This is a genomic window from Sphingomonas sp. Leaf4 (assembly GCF_920939515.1).
Classification (GTDB): domain Bacteria; phylum Pseudomonadota; class Alphaproteobacteria; order Sphingomonadales; family Sphingomonadaceae; genus Sphingomonas.
This window is the reverse complement of sequence record NZ_CAKLBB010000007.1, coordinates 137,723-152,525: the sequence shown is the minus strand read 5'-3', so window position 1 is coordinate 152,525 and position 14,803 is coordinate 137,723. Positions and strand designations below refer to the sequence as shown.

Annotated in this window: 16 protein-coding genes; 9 read left to right on the top strand and 7 right to left on the bottom strand. The window is 67.6% G+C overall.

The features are described 5' to 3' along the window. Nucleotides 1-99: 99 nt before the first annotated feature. From LRA89_RS12220 to LRA89_RS12205, 4 genes are all read right to left on the bottom strand, one after another. Nucleotides 100-621, bottom strand: a complete 522-nt coding sequence (locus tag LRA89_RS12220; RefSeq protein WP_055755366.1) for a CvpA family protein — start codon at nt 619-621, stop codon at nt 100-102. Nucleotides 622-790: 169 nt separating this feature from the next. After that, nucleotides 791-2,161, bottom strand: coding sequence for a DNA repair protein RadA (radA, locus tag LRA89_RS12215; protein WP_230770362.1), 1,371 nt, complete (start codon nt 2,159-2,161; stop codon nt 791-793). A 63-nt stretch (nt 2,162-2,224) separates the two neighbouring features. Beyond that, entirely contained in the window at nt 2,225-2,659 is a 435-nt protein-coding gene (locus LRA89_RS12210; protein ID WP_230770361.1) for a hypothetical protein, read from the bottom strand. A gap of 139 nt (nt 2,660-2,798) precedes the next feature. Continuing rightward, the gene (locus LRA89_RS12205) at nt 2,799-3,011 is read right to left on the bottom strand and encodes a DUF2945 domain-containing protein (RefSeq protein ID WP_055755363.1); all 213 of its coding nucleotides are present in this window, start codon (nt 3,009-3,011) and stop codon (nt 2,799-2,801) included. A gap of 88 nt (nt 3,012-3,099) precedes the next feature. On the opposite strand from LRA89_RS12205, the gene LRA89_RS12200 reads away from it, so the two are divergent. The 4 genes from LRA89_RS12200 (at nt 3,100) to LRA89_RS12185 (ending at nt 7,198) form a co-directional block, all read left to right on the top strand. After that, nucleotides 3,100-4,242 (top strand): glycosyltransferase family 4 protein, encoded by a 1,143-nt coding sequence (locus LRA89_RS12200; RefSeq protein WP_056493075.1) that lies wholly within the window; start codon nt 3,100-3,102, stop codon nt 4,240-4,242. A gap of 403 nt (nt 4,243-4,645) precedes the next feature. Beyond that, nucleotides 4,646-4,786, top strand: a complete 141-nt coding sequence (locus LRA89_RS12195) for a hypothetical protein (RefSeq protein ID WP_164490748.1) — start codon at nt 4,646-4,648, stop codon at nt 4,784-4,786. Beyond that, nucleotides 4,779-6,128 carry a DUF5935 domain-containing protein gene (locus LRA89_RS12190; RefSeq protein WP_056493077.1) on the top strand — a complete coding sequence of 450 codons (1,350 nt, stop codon included), beginning with the start codon at nt 4,779-4,781 and terminating at the stop codon, nt 6,126-6,128. Before LRA89_RS12195 ends, LRA89_RS12190 begins: the two co-directional genes overlap by 8 nt. Beyond that, nucleotides 6,125-7,198, top strand: a complete 1,074-nt coding sequence (locus tag LRA89_RS12185) for an acyltransferase family protein (RefSeq protein ID WP_230770360.1) — start codon at nt 6,125-6,127, stop codon at nt 7,196-7,198. The genes LRA89_RS12190 and LRA89_RS12185 overlap by 4 nt, the downstream gene beginning before the upstream one ends. Here LRA89_RS12185 and LRA89_RS12180 read toward each other — a convergent pair. Together LRA89_RS12180 and LRA89_RS12175 are read right to left on the bottom strand one after the other, a co-directional pair. Further along, nucleotides 7,176-7,739 carry a hypothetical protein gene (locus LRA89_RS12180; RefSeq protein WP_230770359.1) on the bottom strand — a complete coding sequence of 188 codons (564 nt, stop codon included), beginning with the start codon at nt 7,737-7,739 and terminating at the stop codon, nt 7,176-7,178. The two genes, LRA89_RS12185 and LRA89_RS12180, sit on opposite strands and share 23 nt — an antisense overlap. Before the next feature lie 258 nt (nt 7,740-7,997). Beyond that, nucleotides 7,998-8,552: a DJ-1/PfpI/YhbO family deglycase/protease gene (locus LRA89_RS12175; RefSeq protein ID WP_230770358.1), complete on the bottom strand. Its 555-nt coding sequence runs from the start codon at nt 8,550-8,552 to the stop codon at nt 7,998-8,000. 112 nt (nt 8,553-8,664) lie between these two features. Between LRA89_RS12175 and LRA89_RS12170 the strand changes: the two genes are divergently transcribed. The 4 genes from LRA89_RS12170 (at nt 8,665) to LRA89_RS12155 (ending at nt 12,956) form a co-directional block, all read left to right on the top strand. After that, on the top strand, nt 8,665-9,693 hold the full coding sequence (locus LRA89_RS12170) for a DNA topoisomerase IB (protein WP_230770357.1): 1,029 nt from the start codon (nt 8,665-8,667) through the stop codon (nt 9,691-9,693). 10 nt (nt 9,694-9,703) lie between these two features. After that, complete coding sequence (locus tag LRA89_RS12165; RefSeq protein ID WP_230770356.1) at nt 9,704-10,840, top strand: mechanosensitive ion channel family protein; 1,137 nt, start codon at nt 9,704-9,706, stop codon at nt 10,838-10,840. A 313-nt stretch (nt 10,841-11,153) separates the two neighbouring features. After that, complete coding sequence (locus LRA89_RS12160; RefSeq protein WP_230770355.1) at nt 11,154-12,332, top strand: acetyl-CoA C-acyltransferase; 1,179 nt, start codon at nt 11,154-11,156, stop codon at nt 12,330-12,332. 78 nt (nt 12,333-12,410) lie between these two features. After that, entirely contained in the window at nt 12,411-12,956 is a 546-nt protein-coding gene (locus LRA89_RS12155; protein ID WP_230770354.1) for a hypothetical protein, read from the top strand. A 60-nt stretch (nt 12,957-13,016) separates the two neighbouring features. Here LRA89_RS12155 and LRA89_RS12150 read toward each other — a convergent pair whose 3' ends face one another. Continuing rightward, nucleotides 13,017-14,105, bottom strand: coding sequence for a branched-chain amino acid aminotransferase (locus LRA89_RS12150; RefSeq protein WP_230770353.1), 1,089 nt, complete (start codon nt 14,103-14,105; stop codon nt 13,017-13,019). Between the two features lie 58 nt (nt 14,106-14,163). Here LRA89_RS12150 and LRA89_RS12145 point away from each other — a divergent pair, with 58 nt between their 5' ends. Then, on the top strand, nt 14,164-14,667 hold the full coding sequence (locus tag LRA89_RS12145; protein WP_056493395.1) for a MarR family winged helix-turn-helix transcriptional regulator: 504 nt from the start codon (nt 14,164-14,166) through the stop codon (nt 14,665-14,667). Nucleotides 14,668-14,803: the final 136 nt, after the last annotated feature.

Genomic DNA, 14,803 nt, shown 5'->3' with positions numbered 1-14,803 from the left:
GACGTCATTCCAGCGAAGGCTGGAATCTCCCGGTTGTAGCGCGCAGCAGGAGCCGAGGGAGGCTCCAGCCTTCGCTGGAGCGACGGTTTGGGGCGGTGGCTACTCGCCGAACACCGGTTCGCCCTTACGCCGCCGGTCGACGAAATCGGCGACGCTGGCGCTGGTTGCGTTGAGCAGCGGATAGGTGCGCGCCTGTTTGATCCATGCCGGGCGGCCGGTCGGGCCGCCGCCGACGAAATCGGCGGCGAGCAGCAGCAGCAGGAAGGCGAGGCTGGCAAGGATCAGCCCTTTCAGCGCGCCGAAGCCGAAACCTAGCGCCCGGTCGAGCGGCCCCAAGACCGAGGCGCGGGTTCGGCTGCCGACCGCATTGGCGACGAGGCGACCGCCGAAATAGCCGACGCCGCTGATGAGCGCGAAGGCGAGCGTCGCTGCGCCCCCGGCGGTGCCGGTGGGTCCGGCCAGCGCTGCGGCGACGGGGGTGTGGAACAGCTTGAGCGCGATCACCACCAGCACCCATGCGGCGAGCGAGAGGACTTCGGTGACGAAGCCGCGCAGGAACCCGAGGACCGCCGCCCCGCCGACCGTGAGGATGACCGCGATGTCGAGCGAGGTGAGCGCCATGCGTGGGGGTATGGCGCGGGCGGCGGGGAATGTCGAGGTTGGGGAGTGGCGGTCTATCTCCCCTCCCTGACAAGGGAGCGGTTGGGGGTGGGTCGGTTTGGGGCGGGCGCTGCGGTTCCTCGCGGGCCGACCCACCCCCGGCCCCTCCCTTGTCAGGGAGGGGAGTGAACTACCGCCCCAGCATATGATCGACGAACCTCGGCAGGTCCTTGAAGCTCGACAGTTTGAGCGCGCCGCCCTCCGCCGTCTGCGCGGCGGGGACGAGCGCGCGGCCGAAGCCCAGCTTGCCCGCTTCCTTCAGGCGCAACGCGCCGTGGGCGACCGGGCGGACCTCACCCGACAGCGCGATCTCGCCGAACACGATCGCGTCGGCGGGCAGCGGCCGTTCGGACAGCGCCGAGACGAGCGCTGCGGCGACCGCCAGATCGGCGGCGGGATCGGTCACGCGGTAGCCGCCGGCGATGTTGAGATAGACTTCGGCCGTGGCGAAAGCGAGGCCGCAGCGCGCTTCCAGCACCGCGAGGATCATCGCGAGCCGCCCCGAATCCCAGCCGACAACCGCGCGACGCGGCGTCGCCCCCGACGCCAGCCGGACGGTCAACGCCTGCACCTCGACCAGCACCGGGCGGGTGCCCTCCAGCGCGGGGAAAACGACGGTGCCGGTGACGTTCTCGTCGCGGCTGGTCAGGAACAGCGAGGACGGGTTGGAAATTTCCGACAGCCCCTCGCTCTCCATCGCGAACACGCCGATCTCGTCGGTGCCGCCGAAGCGGTTCTTGACCGCGCGCAGGATGCGATACTGGTGGCTGCGCTCGCCCTCGAACGCCAGCACGGTATCGACCATGTGTTCGAGGACACGCGGGCCTGCGATCGATCCGTCCTTGGTGACATGGCCGACCAGCACGACGGCGGTGCCGCGTTCCTTGGCGAAGCGGATCAGCTCGCCCGACGAGGCGCGGACCTGGCTGACGGTGCCCGGTGCGCCTTCGATCAGGTCGCTGTGCATCGTCTGGATCGAATCGATGATGAGCAGGGCGGGCGCGGCGGTGCTGCCGAACGTCGTCAATATGTCGCGCACCGACGTCGCCGCCGCCAGTTGCACCGGCGCGTTGCCAAGGCCCAGGCGACGCGCGCGCAGCCGCACCTGATCGGCCGCCTCCTCGCCCGAGACATAGGCGACGCCCTTGCCCGCCAGCGCGAGCTTCGCGGCGGCCTGCAGCAGCAGCGTCGACTTGCCGATGCCGGGATCGCCGCCGATCAGCGTCGCCGATCCCTCGACGAAGCCGCCGCCCAGCGCGCGGTCGAGTTCGGCGATGCCGGTCGTCAGGCGATCGGGCAGCGCGATGTCGGTGTCGAGGCCGGAGAGCAGGATCGCGCGCCCGCCGCTTTGCAGGTTATGCCGCGCCGAAAACGGGGTGACGACCGCGCCGGCATCCTCGACCAGCGTGTTCCATTCACCGCAATCGACGCATTGCCCCGCCCATTTCGACGTGACCGATCCGCATTGCTGGCAGACGTAGCGCTTCTGGGGTTTTGCCATCCACCGGGCCTAGCAGATGGGGAACGAAAGGGGAATATGCCGTCCCCGCGCGAGCGGCGCGGTTCAGCGGCGCGGTTCGGCGACCGGGCCTTCGGGGTTGCCGGTGGCATGCACCTTGATCGGGCGCGCGCCCAGCCGTGCGGCGACATCGGGCGCGACATAGGACAGGGTGAGGAAGGCGAGGAAGATGCCGACGCCCAGCCCGTAGAACGACGGCACCAGCCGAAGCGCGAGCCGCGAGCTGTCGAGCGGCGGCTTGATCCCCTGACAATATTGCATGATGTCGGTCTTGCCCTGGAGCGCCAGCATGCCCGAGATCGCGACCGGCAACGCGGCCAGCCCCATTTGCAGCGGCGAGATGCGGGTTCCGAACACCGCCTCGCCCAGCGTCAGGATGCCACCCAGCGTCGCCACGCTGACCGAGGCCATGCTCTTGAAATAATCATAGGCGAATTTCGGATCGGGCAGCGCCCGGTCCGCCGAAGGTTCGTCGCGCATCACCCTGCCCTGTCCCCGTTGCCGTATCGGCGAGGATAGCGCGCGGTGGGGGTGGCGCAAGGGTGGCTGGCGGGATCGGGGGGCTTGGGTCGACTTCCTCTCCCCCGGCCCCTCCCCTGGAGGAGAGGGGGGGAAGGCGTCAGTTCAGTTCGCTGCCGCGTTTCAGGACCTTGGCGCCATCGTCCTGCTCGATCAGATAGGCGGGGTTGTCCTTGGTGCCGTTCTTGGTGATCTTCGATCCCTTGATCGTGCGCTGGACGCGGCGTTCGAAACGTTCCTCGACCTTGCCGGTCGCGGTGCCGTTGCCCCACGACCATTCGACCGTCGCACCCTTTTTATAGCTGTCGCTCATTGCCCGCTCCTGTTGTCGGCGGGGTCAACCGGCAGCGGCCGCAAGCGTTCCGGTAGCGTGCGCTGCGTTCCGGCGCTATGCGGCGGCGATGAAGCCTTCCCACCTGCGCGTCGCGATGTTCAGCGGAAACTATAATTACGTCCGCGACGGCGCGAACCAGGCGCTGAACCTGCTAGCAGCCCATCTGCTCGATCGCGGCGTCGCGTTGCGCGTCTATTCGCCGACCATCGACAAGCCCGCCTTCCCGCCGACCGGCGATCTGGTGAGCGTGCCCGCGTTCGGCATGCCGGGCGGGCGCGGCGAATACAAGCTGGCGCGCGGGCTGCCGCGCCGGGTCCGCGCCGATCTGGAGGCGTTCGCGCCCAACATCGTCCATGTCGCCGCGCCCGACATCCTCGGCCACCGCGCCTTGAGCTGGGCGCGCGACAAGGGTGTCGCGACCCTCGCCTCGCTCCACACCCGGTTCGAGACGTATCCGCAATATTACAAGATCGGCTTTCTCGAACCGCTGGCGGTGGCGTTGTCGAAGCGGTTTTACAACCGCGCCGATCAGGTGATGGTGCCCGGGCGCGGTATGGCCGAGCTGCTGCGCGACTGGGGAGTCACCTCGCCGATCGGCATCTGGTCGCGCGGGGTGAACCATGCGCGGTTCCACCCGGCGATGCGCGATCTCGACTGGCGGCGGTCGCTGGGGATCGGTGACGACGAGGTCGCGGTCAGCTTCCTCGGGCGGCTGGTGCTGGAGAAGGGTCTCGACATTTTTTCCGAGGTCGCCAAGGAATTGCAGCGGCGCGGGGTCAAGCACCGCATCCTCGTGATCGGCGAAGGCCCGGCGCGCGACTGGTTCGCGCAGGCGGTGCCGCATGCGGTGTTCGCCGGCTTCCGCTCGGGGGACGATCTGGGCCGGGCGGTCGCGTCGATGGATGTGTTCTTCAACCCGTCGATCACTGAGACGTTCGGCAACGTCACGCTCGAGGCGATGGCGGCGGGCGTGCCGGTCGTCGCGGCGCGCGCATCCGGTGCGGTGGGGCTGGTCGACGATCGCCGCACCGGATTTCTGGTGCCGCCGCGCGACGTGCCCGCCTATGCCGACGCGATCGCGCGGTTGTGCGAGGATGCGTCGCTGCGGTGGCAGATGGGGATCGCGGGCCATGAGGATGCCGGGGGCTATCAATGGGACCGCGCCAATCAGGCGGTGCTCGATGCGTATCTGGGGATCGTTCGGGGGTAGTGGCCGGACGGGGTCGACATTCCGTTTCAGCAGGAGGAACTTGCCCTCCCCCCCCCCCGCCGCGTCGTTCCCGCGCAGGCGGGAATCCATACACGCCGACGCCGGTGATCGAATCAGGCCCGTTGCATCTATGGGTGCCCGCCTGCGCGGGAACGACGAAAAAGCCTAGCAATCGGCTGAATGTCGATCTGCTCCAAGGTTGCCCGCCTGGTTCGTCATTCCGGCGCAGGCCGGAATCCACGGATACGGGCCTGTGCGATTCTCTAGATGCGGTTCGTGACCATGGATCCCGGCCTTCGCCGGGATGACTGGAAGGCCGGGGGTGACGGGCCGCCCCCCCGCCCTTAACGTCGCATCAATCCCCGTCGCCTAAGGCTGGCGCGACACGCGAAGGGTCTGGCCGATGATCGACAATTTCTCGCTGGGCCTTACCCATGTGCTGATGCTGTATGCGGTGTGGCGGCTGCTGCGCCGCGACGACCTTGACCGCGAGGGTGAGGTCGAGTCGATGCAGCGCAGGAAGAAAGACCGCTTCGGTGCGTGACCTTGCGTTCATCGCGTTTCTGGTCGCGCTGTTCGGCATGGGGTTTCGCCGGCCGTTCGTGTTCGTGCTGACCTATGTCTATATCGACATCGTCGCGCCGCAGCGGCTGACGTACATGCTGCTCAACTCGATCCAGATTTCGCTGATCGCCGCCGCGTGCGCGATCGGGGCGTGGGCGGTGGTCGACGACAAGCGCGATACGCGCATCGCCCCGCGGCAGGGATTGATGCTGGCGCTGCTGCTCTATTGCCTGTGGACCACCAAGGGTGCCGATTTTCCGGTCGACGCGCAGTTCAAATGGGAATGGGTGTGGAAGGCGCTGGCCTTCGCGATCTTCCTGCCGCTGACGCTGCGCACCAAGTTGCGGATCGAATCGCTGCTGCTGTTCATGGTGCTCTCCGCCGCATCGATCATCATCGTCGGCGGCATCAAGACGCTGGGATCGGGCGGCGGATACGGCGAACTCAACCTGATGGTGTCGAACAACGCCGGGCTGTACGAAGGGTCGACGATCTCCACGGTCGCGATCGCGATCATCCCGCTGATCCTGTGGTTCAGCAAATACGGCACGATCTATGTCCCCGACTGGCGGGTGCGGGCATTCTGCTATGCACTGGTGTTTTCATGCCTGCTGATCCCGGTCGGCACATCGACCCGGACGGGGTTGCTGTGCATCGGGCTGCTTGGCGTGCTGATGCTGCGCGATGTGAAGCGGCGGCTGACCTATCTGATGGCGGCGGGCGCGGCGGCGGTGATGGCGGTGCCGTTCCTGCCCAGCGCGTTCACGCAGCGGATGGAGACGATCGGCACCTATCAGTCGGATGCGTCGGCATCGACGCGGATCGCGGTGTGGATGTGGACGCTCGACTATGTGAAGGACCACCCGTTCGGCGGCGGGTTCGAGGCGTATCGCCAGAACCAGATCCGCTATGACAAGGTCGCCGTGACCGGACAGGGCAACAACCAGACGGTCCGCCGCGACCTTGAGGTCGACAAGGGCCGTGCGTACCACAGCGCGTATTTCGAGATGCTGGGCGAACAGGGCTGGCCGGGGTTGCTGTTGTGGCTGTCGATCAACCTTGGCGGGCTGTTCCGCATGGAGGTGCTGCGGCGGCGCTATGCGAAGCCCGGCGACGGCGAGGGGTGGATCGCACCGCTGGCGGGGGCGTTGCAGAACGGGCATATCGTCTATCTGTTCGGCGCGAATTTCATCGCGATCGCGTTCCAGCCGTTCGTGTTCATGCTGATCGGCGCGCAGATCGGGCTCGACACCTATCTGGCGAGGAAGCGGGCAGAGGGCGCGTGGCGGCCGATCCAGCGACGGGCGCGTGTCCCGGCATGAGCGAGTTGAAGGCGCTGACCGGCGCGCGCGGGATCGCGGCGTGGTTGGTGGTGTTCTTTCACCTGCGCCATTCGCTGGTCGGCGTGCCGGCCCCGGTGATGGCGGTGCTCGACAAGGGCTATCTCGCGGTCGATTTCTTCTTTCTGCTGTCGGGCTTCGTCATCGCGCTGGCATGGGCCCCGCGCTTCGCCGCCGAGGGGTGGCGGGCGGCGGGACCGTTCCTGCGCAAGCGGACGGCGCGGGTCGTGCCGCTACACTGGTTCGTGCTGGTGGGAACGGTGGCGGTGGCGGGCGTGCTGGCGCTCAGCGGGCGCGCGGTGGCGGACCAGTTTCCGTGGGAGGCGCTGCCGCTGCATGTCGTGCTGGTACAGAGCTGGGGCGGCGGCCATACGCTGGCTTGGAACGATCCGGCGTGGTCGATCTCGGCGGAGTTCGCGGCGTATCTGCTGTTTCCGGTGGCGGCGGTGATGGTCGACTGGCGGCGATGGCCGGTGGTGGCGCTGATCGGCGGGATCGTTTCGATGCTGGCGGTGCTGGCGGTCGTGCTGGCCGCGAACGGCGAGAACGGGTTGGGCGGCGACGTCGGGCGGTTCGGCGTCCTGCGCTGCGTCTGCGAGTTCGGCACGGGGGTGATGCTGGCGGCGCTGTGGCGGCGGTGGCAGGGGGTGCGCGGGATGGCGGCGGTGGCGACACTGGTTGCGACCGGTGCGCTGGTTGTGTTCGTTCTCGGCTGGCTGCGCGAGAGCGTGGCGGTGCCGGCGGGCTTCGCCGCGCTGCTCCTCGCGCTGGCGCTGACCGCCGGGCGGCCGGGCAATATGCTGGAGGGGCGCTGGGTGCATTGGCTGGGCGAGGTCAGCTATGCGACCTATCTGGCGCATTACCCGATGTGGTTCGTGTTCAAGCTGTTGTTCGTGAACGATGCCGCCGCCGCGCCATGGGGCGTGGTGGTGGCCTATTGCGCGGCGGTGGCGGTGGCGTCGGGGCTGCTCTACCGCTTCGTCGAGCGGCCAGCGCAGCGATGGGTCAACGGCCTGGGGCGAGTGCCGGTCAGGCGCGTGGTTCGCGGATGAGGCGATAGACCTCGCGCGGGGCGGCGATGCGGAAGAACTGCCCCGAGCGGTTCAGCGCCGGAACCCACCAGTCCATGCCGTTCATGGCACTGAAGATGTTGGCAGGGCCGAAATCGATCGTCCCCGTCCCATCGCGGTGTTCGGTGAGATCGAGGCGCGGCAGCCGTTCGATGTCAAACGAGCTGAACTTGCGGTTGCGCAGGATCAGAATGCGCTGGTCGGACACGGCATAGCGCAGCGCCTTGCGCAGCCATGCGTCGTGTACGAACCGGCCGGCGATCAGATACAGGCCGACGATCAGGAACGGCAGTCCCCACAGCCGGAAGAACAACGGCGGCGCGCCATCACCGCCGCCGAACGGTTCGGACCATACCATCACGTTCCAGAAGATCGCGAAACCACCCCACAGCAGCGAGAACGGGATCAGGAACACGTCCCTCGCGCCGAACGCGGTCCCCTGTTTGGGGCGACCCGACCAGCGGATGCGTTCGCCGGGGAAGAGGTAGGACTGGAACGCCGCTTCGGTCTTCATGTCGCGCATGCGCCGGAGCGTAGCGCCGACGACACGCCGGCACTAGGACCGTTCGACATTGAGGGACAATCGTGGATTTTGGTCATTCCCGCGCAGGCGGGAATCCATAACCGCTGACGTTTCGGCTGGAGTCGCGACGCTGGCGCATATGGACTCCCGCCTTCGCGGGAGTGACGAAACGGAATGGAACCGTCGTTCCGCGTCAGCGAACCGAATGTCAATCGGCCCTGGTGGTCGGGCGCGGCGGCGAACCGCCGCGCCCTGCCCTCACGCCTCGGCCAGTTCGCTCGCCAACGCCTCGAGGATCGCCTTCGAAAAGGCAGGAATGTCGGCGGGCTTGCGGCTGGTGATGAGGTTGTCGTCGATCACGACTTCCTCGTCGACCACATCGGCCCCGGCGTTTTCGAGGTCGGTGCGCACCGACGGCCAGCTCGTCACGCGGCGGCCGTCGACCACGTCGGCCTCGACCAGCAGCCACGGCGCGTGACAAATCGCGGCGACGATCTTGTCATCGTCCATGAACTCGCTGACGATCTCGACCGCGCGTTCCTCGATCCGCAGTTTGTCGGGATTGCCGACGCCGCCGGGCAGCAGCAGCATGTCATATTGTTCGGTGTCGACCTCCTCCAGCGTCAGGTCGGGGGTGATCGTGCGCGCCTTCTCGCTGTCGTTGACGACGCCCTGGATCGGATCGGTCTTGATCGATGCGAGCGTCACCTGCGCGCCGGCGTCGAGCAGCGCCTGACGCGGATCGAACAGTTCGGATTCCTCGAACCCGTCGGTCGCGAGGATCAGCACGCGGGCATTGGTGAGGTCGGCCATGGGGCAGTCTCCGTGGAAAGGGATCGGCCTCTCAACCGGTCGATCCGGTGGGGGTTCCCGGAACGAAGCGACGAGCCGAACATTGATCGGACCAACTGAGACGGGAACCCCGATGGCCGACTGCGCCGAACCGATCGACTGTGCGCCCGGCTGCGTCTTTTCCGACTGCGACGCGCCGGGCATCACCCGCCGCCGGCGTGGCAAGGGGTGGGAATATACCGCGGCCAACGGCAAGCGGATCACCAACGCGGCGGAGATCGAGCGGCTGAACGCGATCGGCCTGCCCCCCGCCTATCGCGACGCATGGTATTGCCCCGACCCCACCGGCCATATCCAGGCGATCGGATGGGACGAGAAGGGCCGCAAGCAATACCGCTATCACACCGGCTTCCGCGAGGCGCGCGAGCTGGCGAAATACGACCGCTGCGCCGCGTTCGGTCATGCGCTGCCCGCCCTGCGCCGCGCGGTCGAACGCGACTTGAAGGCGCGCAAGCTCAGCCGCGAACGCGCGGTGGCGGCGGTGGTACGGCTGCTCGATCTGGGGCGGGTGCGCGTCGGCAACGAAGGCTATGCGCGCGACAACAAGAGTTACGGCGCGACGACGTTGCGCAAGCGCCACGCGCACCTGACCGGCACGAAGCTGAAACTCCAGTATCGCGCCAAGTCGGGCAAGCTGCGCGTGCTGACCATCACCGACCGCTCGCTCGCCAGCTTCGTGCGCAAGTGTCAGGACCTGCCGGGCCAGCATCTGTTCCGCTGGATCGACGACGACGGCGAAGCGCATCCAGTGACGTCGAGCGACGTGAATGCGTATATCCGCGAGGCAATGGGCGGCGATTTCACCGCCAAGCATTTCCGCACTTGGGGGGCCAGCGTGCTGGCGTTTCAGGCGCTGGCGCAGGCGGAGGCGGACATCAGCCTGAAGGCGATGCTCGAACCCGTCGTCGAGGCGCTGGGCAATACGCCGGCGATCGCACGCAAATCCTATGTCCACCCGCTACTGATCGATCTGGCGAAGGACGGACAGGCTGCGTTCCGCACCACGCTGGCACTGCCGCGCGCGGCCAAACACCTGTCCGCGCACGAGCGCGGGCTGATCGCGCTGCTCGAAGCGAAGGACGCCGCGCCTCGCGCCGCGTGAAAGGGTTTCCATGACCAATACCGCCACCCCCGCCGCGACCGTCGAGCGCGCGTTCAACGCCGACCGCGCGCAGGCACAGGCGCGACTGTTGTTTCAGGACAGCGCGCGCTGGATCGCCGACACGTGGTTGCAGGTGCTGATCGCGCTGGGCGTCGGCGCCGGCATCGTGCTGGTGCTGCTGATGGTGCGCCGCTGGGCGTTGAGGCTGTGCCGGAACGATCGCGCCGGCTGGGGCGGGATCGTCGGCAAGGCGGTGTCGCGCACCAGCCTGTTCTTCATGGTCACGCTCGCCGCCAAGCTAGTCGACGGCTATGCCAGCGCACCGCCCGCCGTGACCAACACCATCGAATTCCTGTTCACCGTGGCATCGGTGTTCCAGGCGGCGGTGTGGGCGCGCGAGGTGATCCTCGGCGTCGTCGAGCGGCGCACCGCCAGCGACCATTATCATGGCGAGGCGCTGGCATCGGCGATGGGGCTGATCCGGCTGCTCGTCACCTTCGCGCTGTTCGCGATCGCGCTGATCGTGGTTCTCGACAATCTGGGGGTGAACGTCACCGGCCTCGTCGCCGGCCTCGGCGTCGGCGGCATCGCCATCGGTCTGGCGGCGCAGGGCATCTTCGCCGATCTGTTCGCCGCGCTGTCGATCATCTTCGACCGGCCGTTCCGGCGCGGCGACAACGTCAGCTATGACAAGACCGACGGATCGATTCAGGAGATCGGCCTCAAATCTACCCGCATCCGTTCGATCACCGGCGAAGAGCGGATCATCAGCAACAAGAACCTGCTCGACAAGGAAATCATCAACAACAGCCGGCGCGAGCATCGCCGCGCGGTGTTCGCGATCGGCGTGACCTATCAGACCCCGGCCGACACCTGCGCGCGAATCCCCGCGATGCTGCGCAAGGTCGTCGAGGCGAACGATCGCAAGTTCGTCCGCTGCGGCTTCACCGGCTTCGGCGCGTCGAGCCTCGACTTCGAGGTGATCTTTGATTCGCCCGGCGCCGACTATGCCGCCTTCTACGACGGGCGGACGGCGGTGGGACTCGCCATCCTGCGCCGGCTGGCCGCCGAGGGGATCGAGATCGCGTATCCGACGCAGGTGAACCTGACGGCGGCGGCCGATGGGCGGATCGTCGATCCGGGGTGAGAATGTCGGGCTTATCCATCCGCCCCGAACCGTCGCCCCAGCGAAGGCTGGGGCCTCTCGCGGCTCTTGTCACCCACACGCACCGGGAGATCCCAGCCTTCGCTGGGATGACGACTCGGATGGTACAGAAGCACGAGACCCTCGGCATTTTTAGAAGGATCGGTTTGGTACAGATACGGCGTGAACCGCAGTTTTAGGGTAACGGGTGCGGCACCGGCTTGCGCTTGCCACTACGATCCGGCTATTCCCGGCGGCAGGAGAGGAGCGCCAAACGGCGTCCCGCCAAGAACTATCCGTAGAGGAAGCCTGCCCCATGCGTTCCGCCGTCATCGTCTCGACCGCCCGTACCCCGATCGGCCGCGCCTATCGCGGGGCGTTCAACAACCTGCCCGCCCCGACCCTCGCCAGCCATTCGATCCGCGCCGCGATCGAGCGCGCCGGGGTGGAGGGAGCCGAGGTCGACGACGTGCTGTTTGGCGCGGCGCTGCAACAGGGGCATCAGGCGGGCAATATCGCGCGGATGGCGGCCTTGCGCGCCGGGCTGCCGACCAGCGTGTCGGGCATGTCGATCGACCGGCAATGCGCCAGCGGACTGATGGCGATCGCCACCGCCGCCAAGCAGGTGGTCCACGACCGGATGGACATCTGCGTCGCGGGCGGGGTCGAATCGATCAGCCTCGTCCAGACGCCGCAGATGCGTGTCGCGTTCGACCCCGAACTGGTGGCGATGCACGGTGACATCTATATGCCGATGCTCCAGACCGCCGAGATCGTGGCGCAGCGCTATGGCATCTCGCGCGATCGGCAGGACGACTATGCACTGCGTTCGCAACAGCGCACCGCCGAGGCGCAGGCGAACGGCCGGTTCGACGCCGAACTGATCCCCGTCACCGCGACGATGAACGTGATCGACAAGGCGACCAAGGCCGTCTCGACGCACGAGGTCACGCTGACCAAGGACGAAGGCAACCGCGCCGACACCACGATCGAGGGGCTGCGCAGCCTAAAACCGGTGATGGGCGAACAGGCAGTCATCACCGCCGGTAACGCCAGCCAGTTGTCCGACGGATCGTCGGCGTGCGTCGTGATGGAGGAAGCGCTGGCAGCCAAGCGCGGGCTGCAACCGCTCGGCCGCTATGTCGGCATGGCGGTGGCGGGCACCAAGCCCGACGAGATGGGCATCGGCCCGGTCTATGCGGTGCCCAAGCTGCTCGAACGGTTTGGGCTGGGCATGGACGATATTGGCCTGTGGGAGCTGAACGAGGCGTTCGCGGTGCAGGTGCTGCATTGCCAGGACGTGCTGGGCATCCCCGACGACCGGCTGAACGTCAACGGCGGCGCGATTTCGATCGGCCACCCCTACGGCATGTCGGGCGCGCGGATGACCGGCCACGCACTGATCGAGGGCAAGCGGCGTGGGGTGAAGTACGTCGTGGTGACGATGTGCGTCGGCGGCGGCATGGGCGCTGCGGGGTTGTTCGAGGTGTTGTGAGAGCGTCAACAATTACTTGACGTATCTTCGTCAATGATCGATTGACTTTCCGTCAGTCTTTCATTGACGGAGCGTGCCATGGACATTGCCGAAGAACACCGGTTGCGCACGCGCACCACTGCGGTCGTGCTCGACTGGGCGGCGGAGCGCGAGCCGCCGTTCCGCGGCGAGGACAAGGCGGGCTATGGCGAGGCGATCGTCGCCGCGCATATCGTCGCCGATGAGGCGCGGTTGACGCTGCATCGCTGGATCGATGCCGCCAGGCGGGCCGACCTGAGCTGGAGCGAGATCGGCGAGGTGCTGGGAATCAGCAAGCAGGCGGCGCAGCAGCGCTTCCGCGCGCTGACGACGACCGATACGTCGATGGCGGAAGCCGAAGTCGTCCGCACCGGTGCCACCGCGTTCAACGAGATGCGCATCCTTGCCGACGAAGGCCGGCAGGGCCATGAACTGACCGGCGTCGGGGTGCTGACGCTCACGTTCCGCACCAGCGACCGGCAATGGGAATATTGCCGCCGCGTCGGCAGCGGCAGCGGCAGCGACACCGCGCGACTGAAAGATGCGGGCTGGGAGCATGTCGCGAGCTACCTGCCGTTCCATTATTACAAGCGGGCGATGGGGTAGCGGCGGCCTGCGCTTCCCCTCTCCCAACCCTCTCCCCTGAAGGGGAGAGGGCTATCGGGATCAGCCGATCCGCTGCATCCACCCATGCGGATCGTTGCTGCGGCCGCGCTGGATGTCGGTCAGCGACTTGAGCAGCGCCTGGGTCCGCTCGCCCGGCTGGCCGTCGCCGATGGTGAAGCTGAAATCCGCCGACGACACCTTGCCGATCGGGGTGACGACCGCCGCCGTGCCGCAGGCGAATGCCTCGACCAGCCGGCCGTTGGCGGCGTCGGCCTGCCACTGGTCGATCGAATAGCGTTCCTCGCGCACCTCGATGCCGGCGTCGCGCGCCAGCGTCAGGATCGAGTCGCGGGTCACGCCGGGCAGGATCGTGCCGGTCAGCGGCGGCGTCAGCATCGTGCCGTCGTCGAACACGAAGAAGATGTTCATGCCGCCCAGTTCCTCGACCCAGCGGCGCTCGACCGCGTCGAGGAACACGACCTGGTCGCAGCCCTGCTTGATCGCCTCCGACTGGGCGAGCAGGCTGGTGGCATAGTTGCCGCCGCACTTGGCATCGCCGGTGCCGCCGGGCGCGGCGCGGGTGAACTCGCGCGACACCCATAGCGACACGCTCCGCGCGCCGCCCGGCCAGTAATTGCCGACCGCCGAGGCGATGACGCAGTAGAGATATTCGGCCGACGGCTTGACGCCGAGGAACGTCTCCGACGCGATCATGAACGGGCGCAGATACAGCGCGCTGCCCTCCCCGCCCGGAATCCACTCGCGCTCGGCCAGCACGAGGTCGCGGCACGAGGCGAGGAACTGTTCCTCGGGCAATTCGGCCATGGCGAGGCGGCGTGCCGACCGCTGGAACCGCCGCGCATTTTGTTCGGGCCGGAACAGCGCAACGCCGCCGTCGGGCAGGGTATAGGCCTTCAACCCCTCGAAAATCTCCTGCGCGTAATGGAGGACGGCGGCGGCCGGGTCCATGATGATCGGCGCGCGCGCGGTGATCTTCGCATCGTGCCAGCCCTTGTCGTCCGACCAGCGCATCGTCGCCATGTGATCGGTAAAGACCCGCCCGAAACCGGGATTCACGATCCGCGCCGCGCGCTCGCTCGCCTCCACCGGGTTGGCATGGGGTTCGAAGGCGAAGGTCGGCTGGCTCATGGCATCCTCATCGATCAATGCTTGCGGCGGGTTAGGCCGGATGGCACAACAGGTCAACATGACTGCCCCAATTTCGCCCGCCCAGCCGATGACCGCATCGGCGCTGTTCCTGCGCGAAGCGGAGGTGCGGCGCGGGATCGAGCTGCTCTATTTCGGCTACAGCCACCTGACCCGCACGATCGACGAGGCGCTGGCCGACCAGAAGCTGGGCCGGGCGCACCACCGCGCGCTGTATTTCATCGCACGGCGGCCCGACCTGTCGGTCAGCGACCTGTTGCGGCTGCTGGCGATCACCAAGCAGTCGCTCGGCCGGGTGCTGGGCGACTTGAGCGAACGCGGGCTGGTCGAGAGCCGCGCGGGGGATCGCGACGCGCGGCAGCGGCTGCTGAAACTGACGCCGGAGGGGCAGGCGCTGGAGGCGCGGCTGTACGAGATGCTCAACGCCAAATTGTCGCGCGCCTATTCGGGCGCGGGGCAGGACGCGGTCAGCGGCTTCTGGGCGGTGCTGGAGGGGCTGATCCCGGCGGGCGACAAGGCGGCGGTGGCGGCGCTGGGGCGGTAGGTCCCACGATGCCGCAAGACTTGCTCCCCTCCCTGACAAGGGAGGGGCTGGGGGTGGGTCGGTCAGCGAGGAAGGGGACGCGCTCCACAACCGGCCGACCCACCCCCGCCCCCTCCCTTGCCAGGGAGGGGAGATG

Bases quoted from the DNA above. Each gene is read 5' to 3' on its own strand.
- LRA89_RS12155 (WP_230770354.1), top strand. From the start codon at position 12,411: ATGGACATTGCCGAAGAACACCGGTTGCGCACGCGCACCACTGCGGTC.
- LRA89_RS12180 (WP_230770359.1), bottom strand. From the start codon at position 7,739: ATGCGCGACATGAAGACCGAAGCGGCGTTCCAGTCCTACCTCTTCCCC.
- radA (WP_230770362.1), bottom strand. From the start codon at position 2,161: ATGGCAAAACCCCAGAAGCGCTACGTCTGCCAGCAATGCGGATCGGTC.
- LRA89_RS12165 (WP_230770356.1), top strand. From the start codon at position 9,704: ATGACCAATACCGCCACCCCCGCCGCGACCGTCGAGCGCGCGTTCAAC.
- LRA89_RS12185 (WP_230770360.1), top strand. From the start codon at position 6,125: ATGAGCGAGTTGAAGGCGCTGACCGGCGCGCGCGGGATCGCGGCGTGG.
- LRA89_RS12145 (WP_056493395.1), top strand. From the start codon at position 14,164: ATGACTGCCCCAATTTCGCCCGCCCAGCCGATGACCGCATCGGCGCTG.
- LRA89_RS12175 (WP_230770358.1), bottom strand. From the start codon at position 8,552: ATGGCCGACCTCACCAATGCCCGCGTGCTGATCCTCGCGACCGACGGG.
- LRA89_RS12170 (WP_230770357.1), top strand. From the start codon at position 8,665: ATGGCCGACTGCGCCGAACCGATCGACTGTGCGCCCGGCTGCGTCTTT.
- LRA89_RS12205 (WP_055755363.1), bottom strand. From the start codon at position 3,011: ATGAGCGACAGCTATAAAAAGGGTGCGACGGTCGAATGGTCGTGGGGC.
- LRA89_RS12220 (WP_055755366.1), bottom strand. From the start codon at position 621: ATGGCGCTCACCTCGCTCGACATCGCGGTCATCCTCACGGTCGGCGGG.
- LRA89_RS12160 (WP_230770355.1), top strand. From the start codon at position 11,154: ATGCGTTCCGCCGTCATCGTCTCGACCGCCCGTACCCCGATCGGCCGC.
- LRA89_RS12200 (WP_056493075.1), top strand. From the start codon at position 3,100: ATGAAGCCTTCCCACCTGCGCGTCGCGATGTTCAGCGGAAACTATAAT.
- LRA89_RS12150 (WP_230770353.1), bottom strand. From the start codon at position 14,105: ATGAGCCAGCCGACCTTCGCCTTCGAACCCCATGCCAACCCGGTGGAG.
- LRA89_RS12195 (WP_164490748.1), top strand. From the start codon at position 4,646: ATGATCGACAATTTCTCGCTGGGCCTTACCCATGTGCTGATGCTGTAT.
- LRA89_RS12210 (WP_230770361.1), bottom strand. From the start codon at position 2,659: ATGCGCGACGAACCTTCGGCGGACCGGGCGCTGCCCGATCCGAAATTC.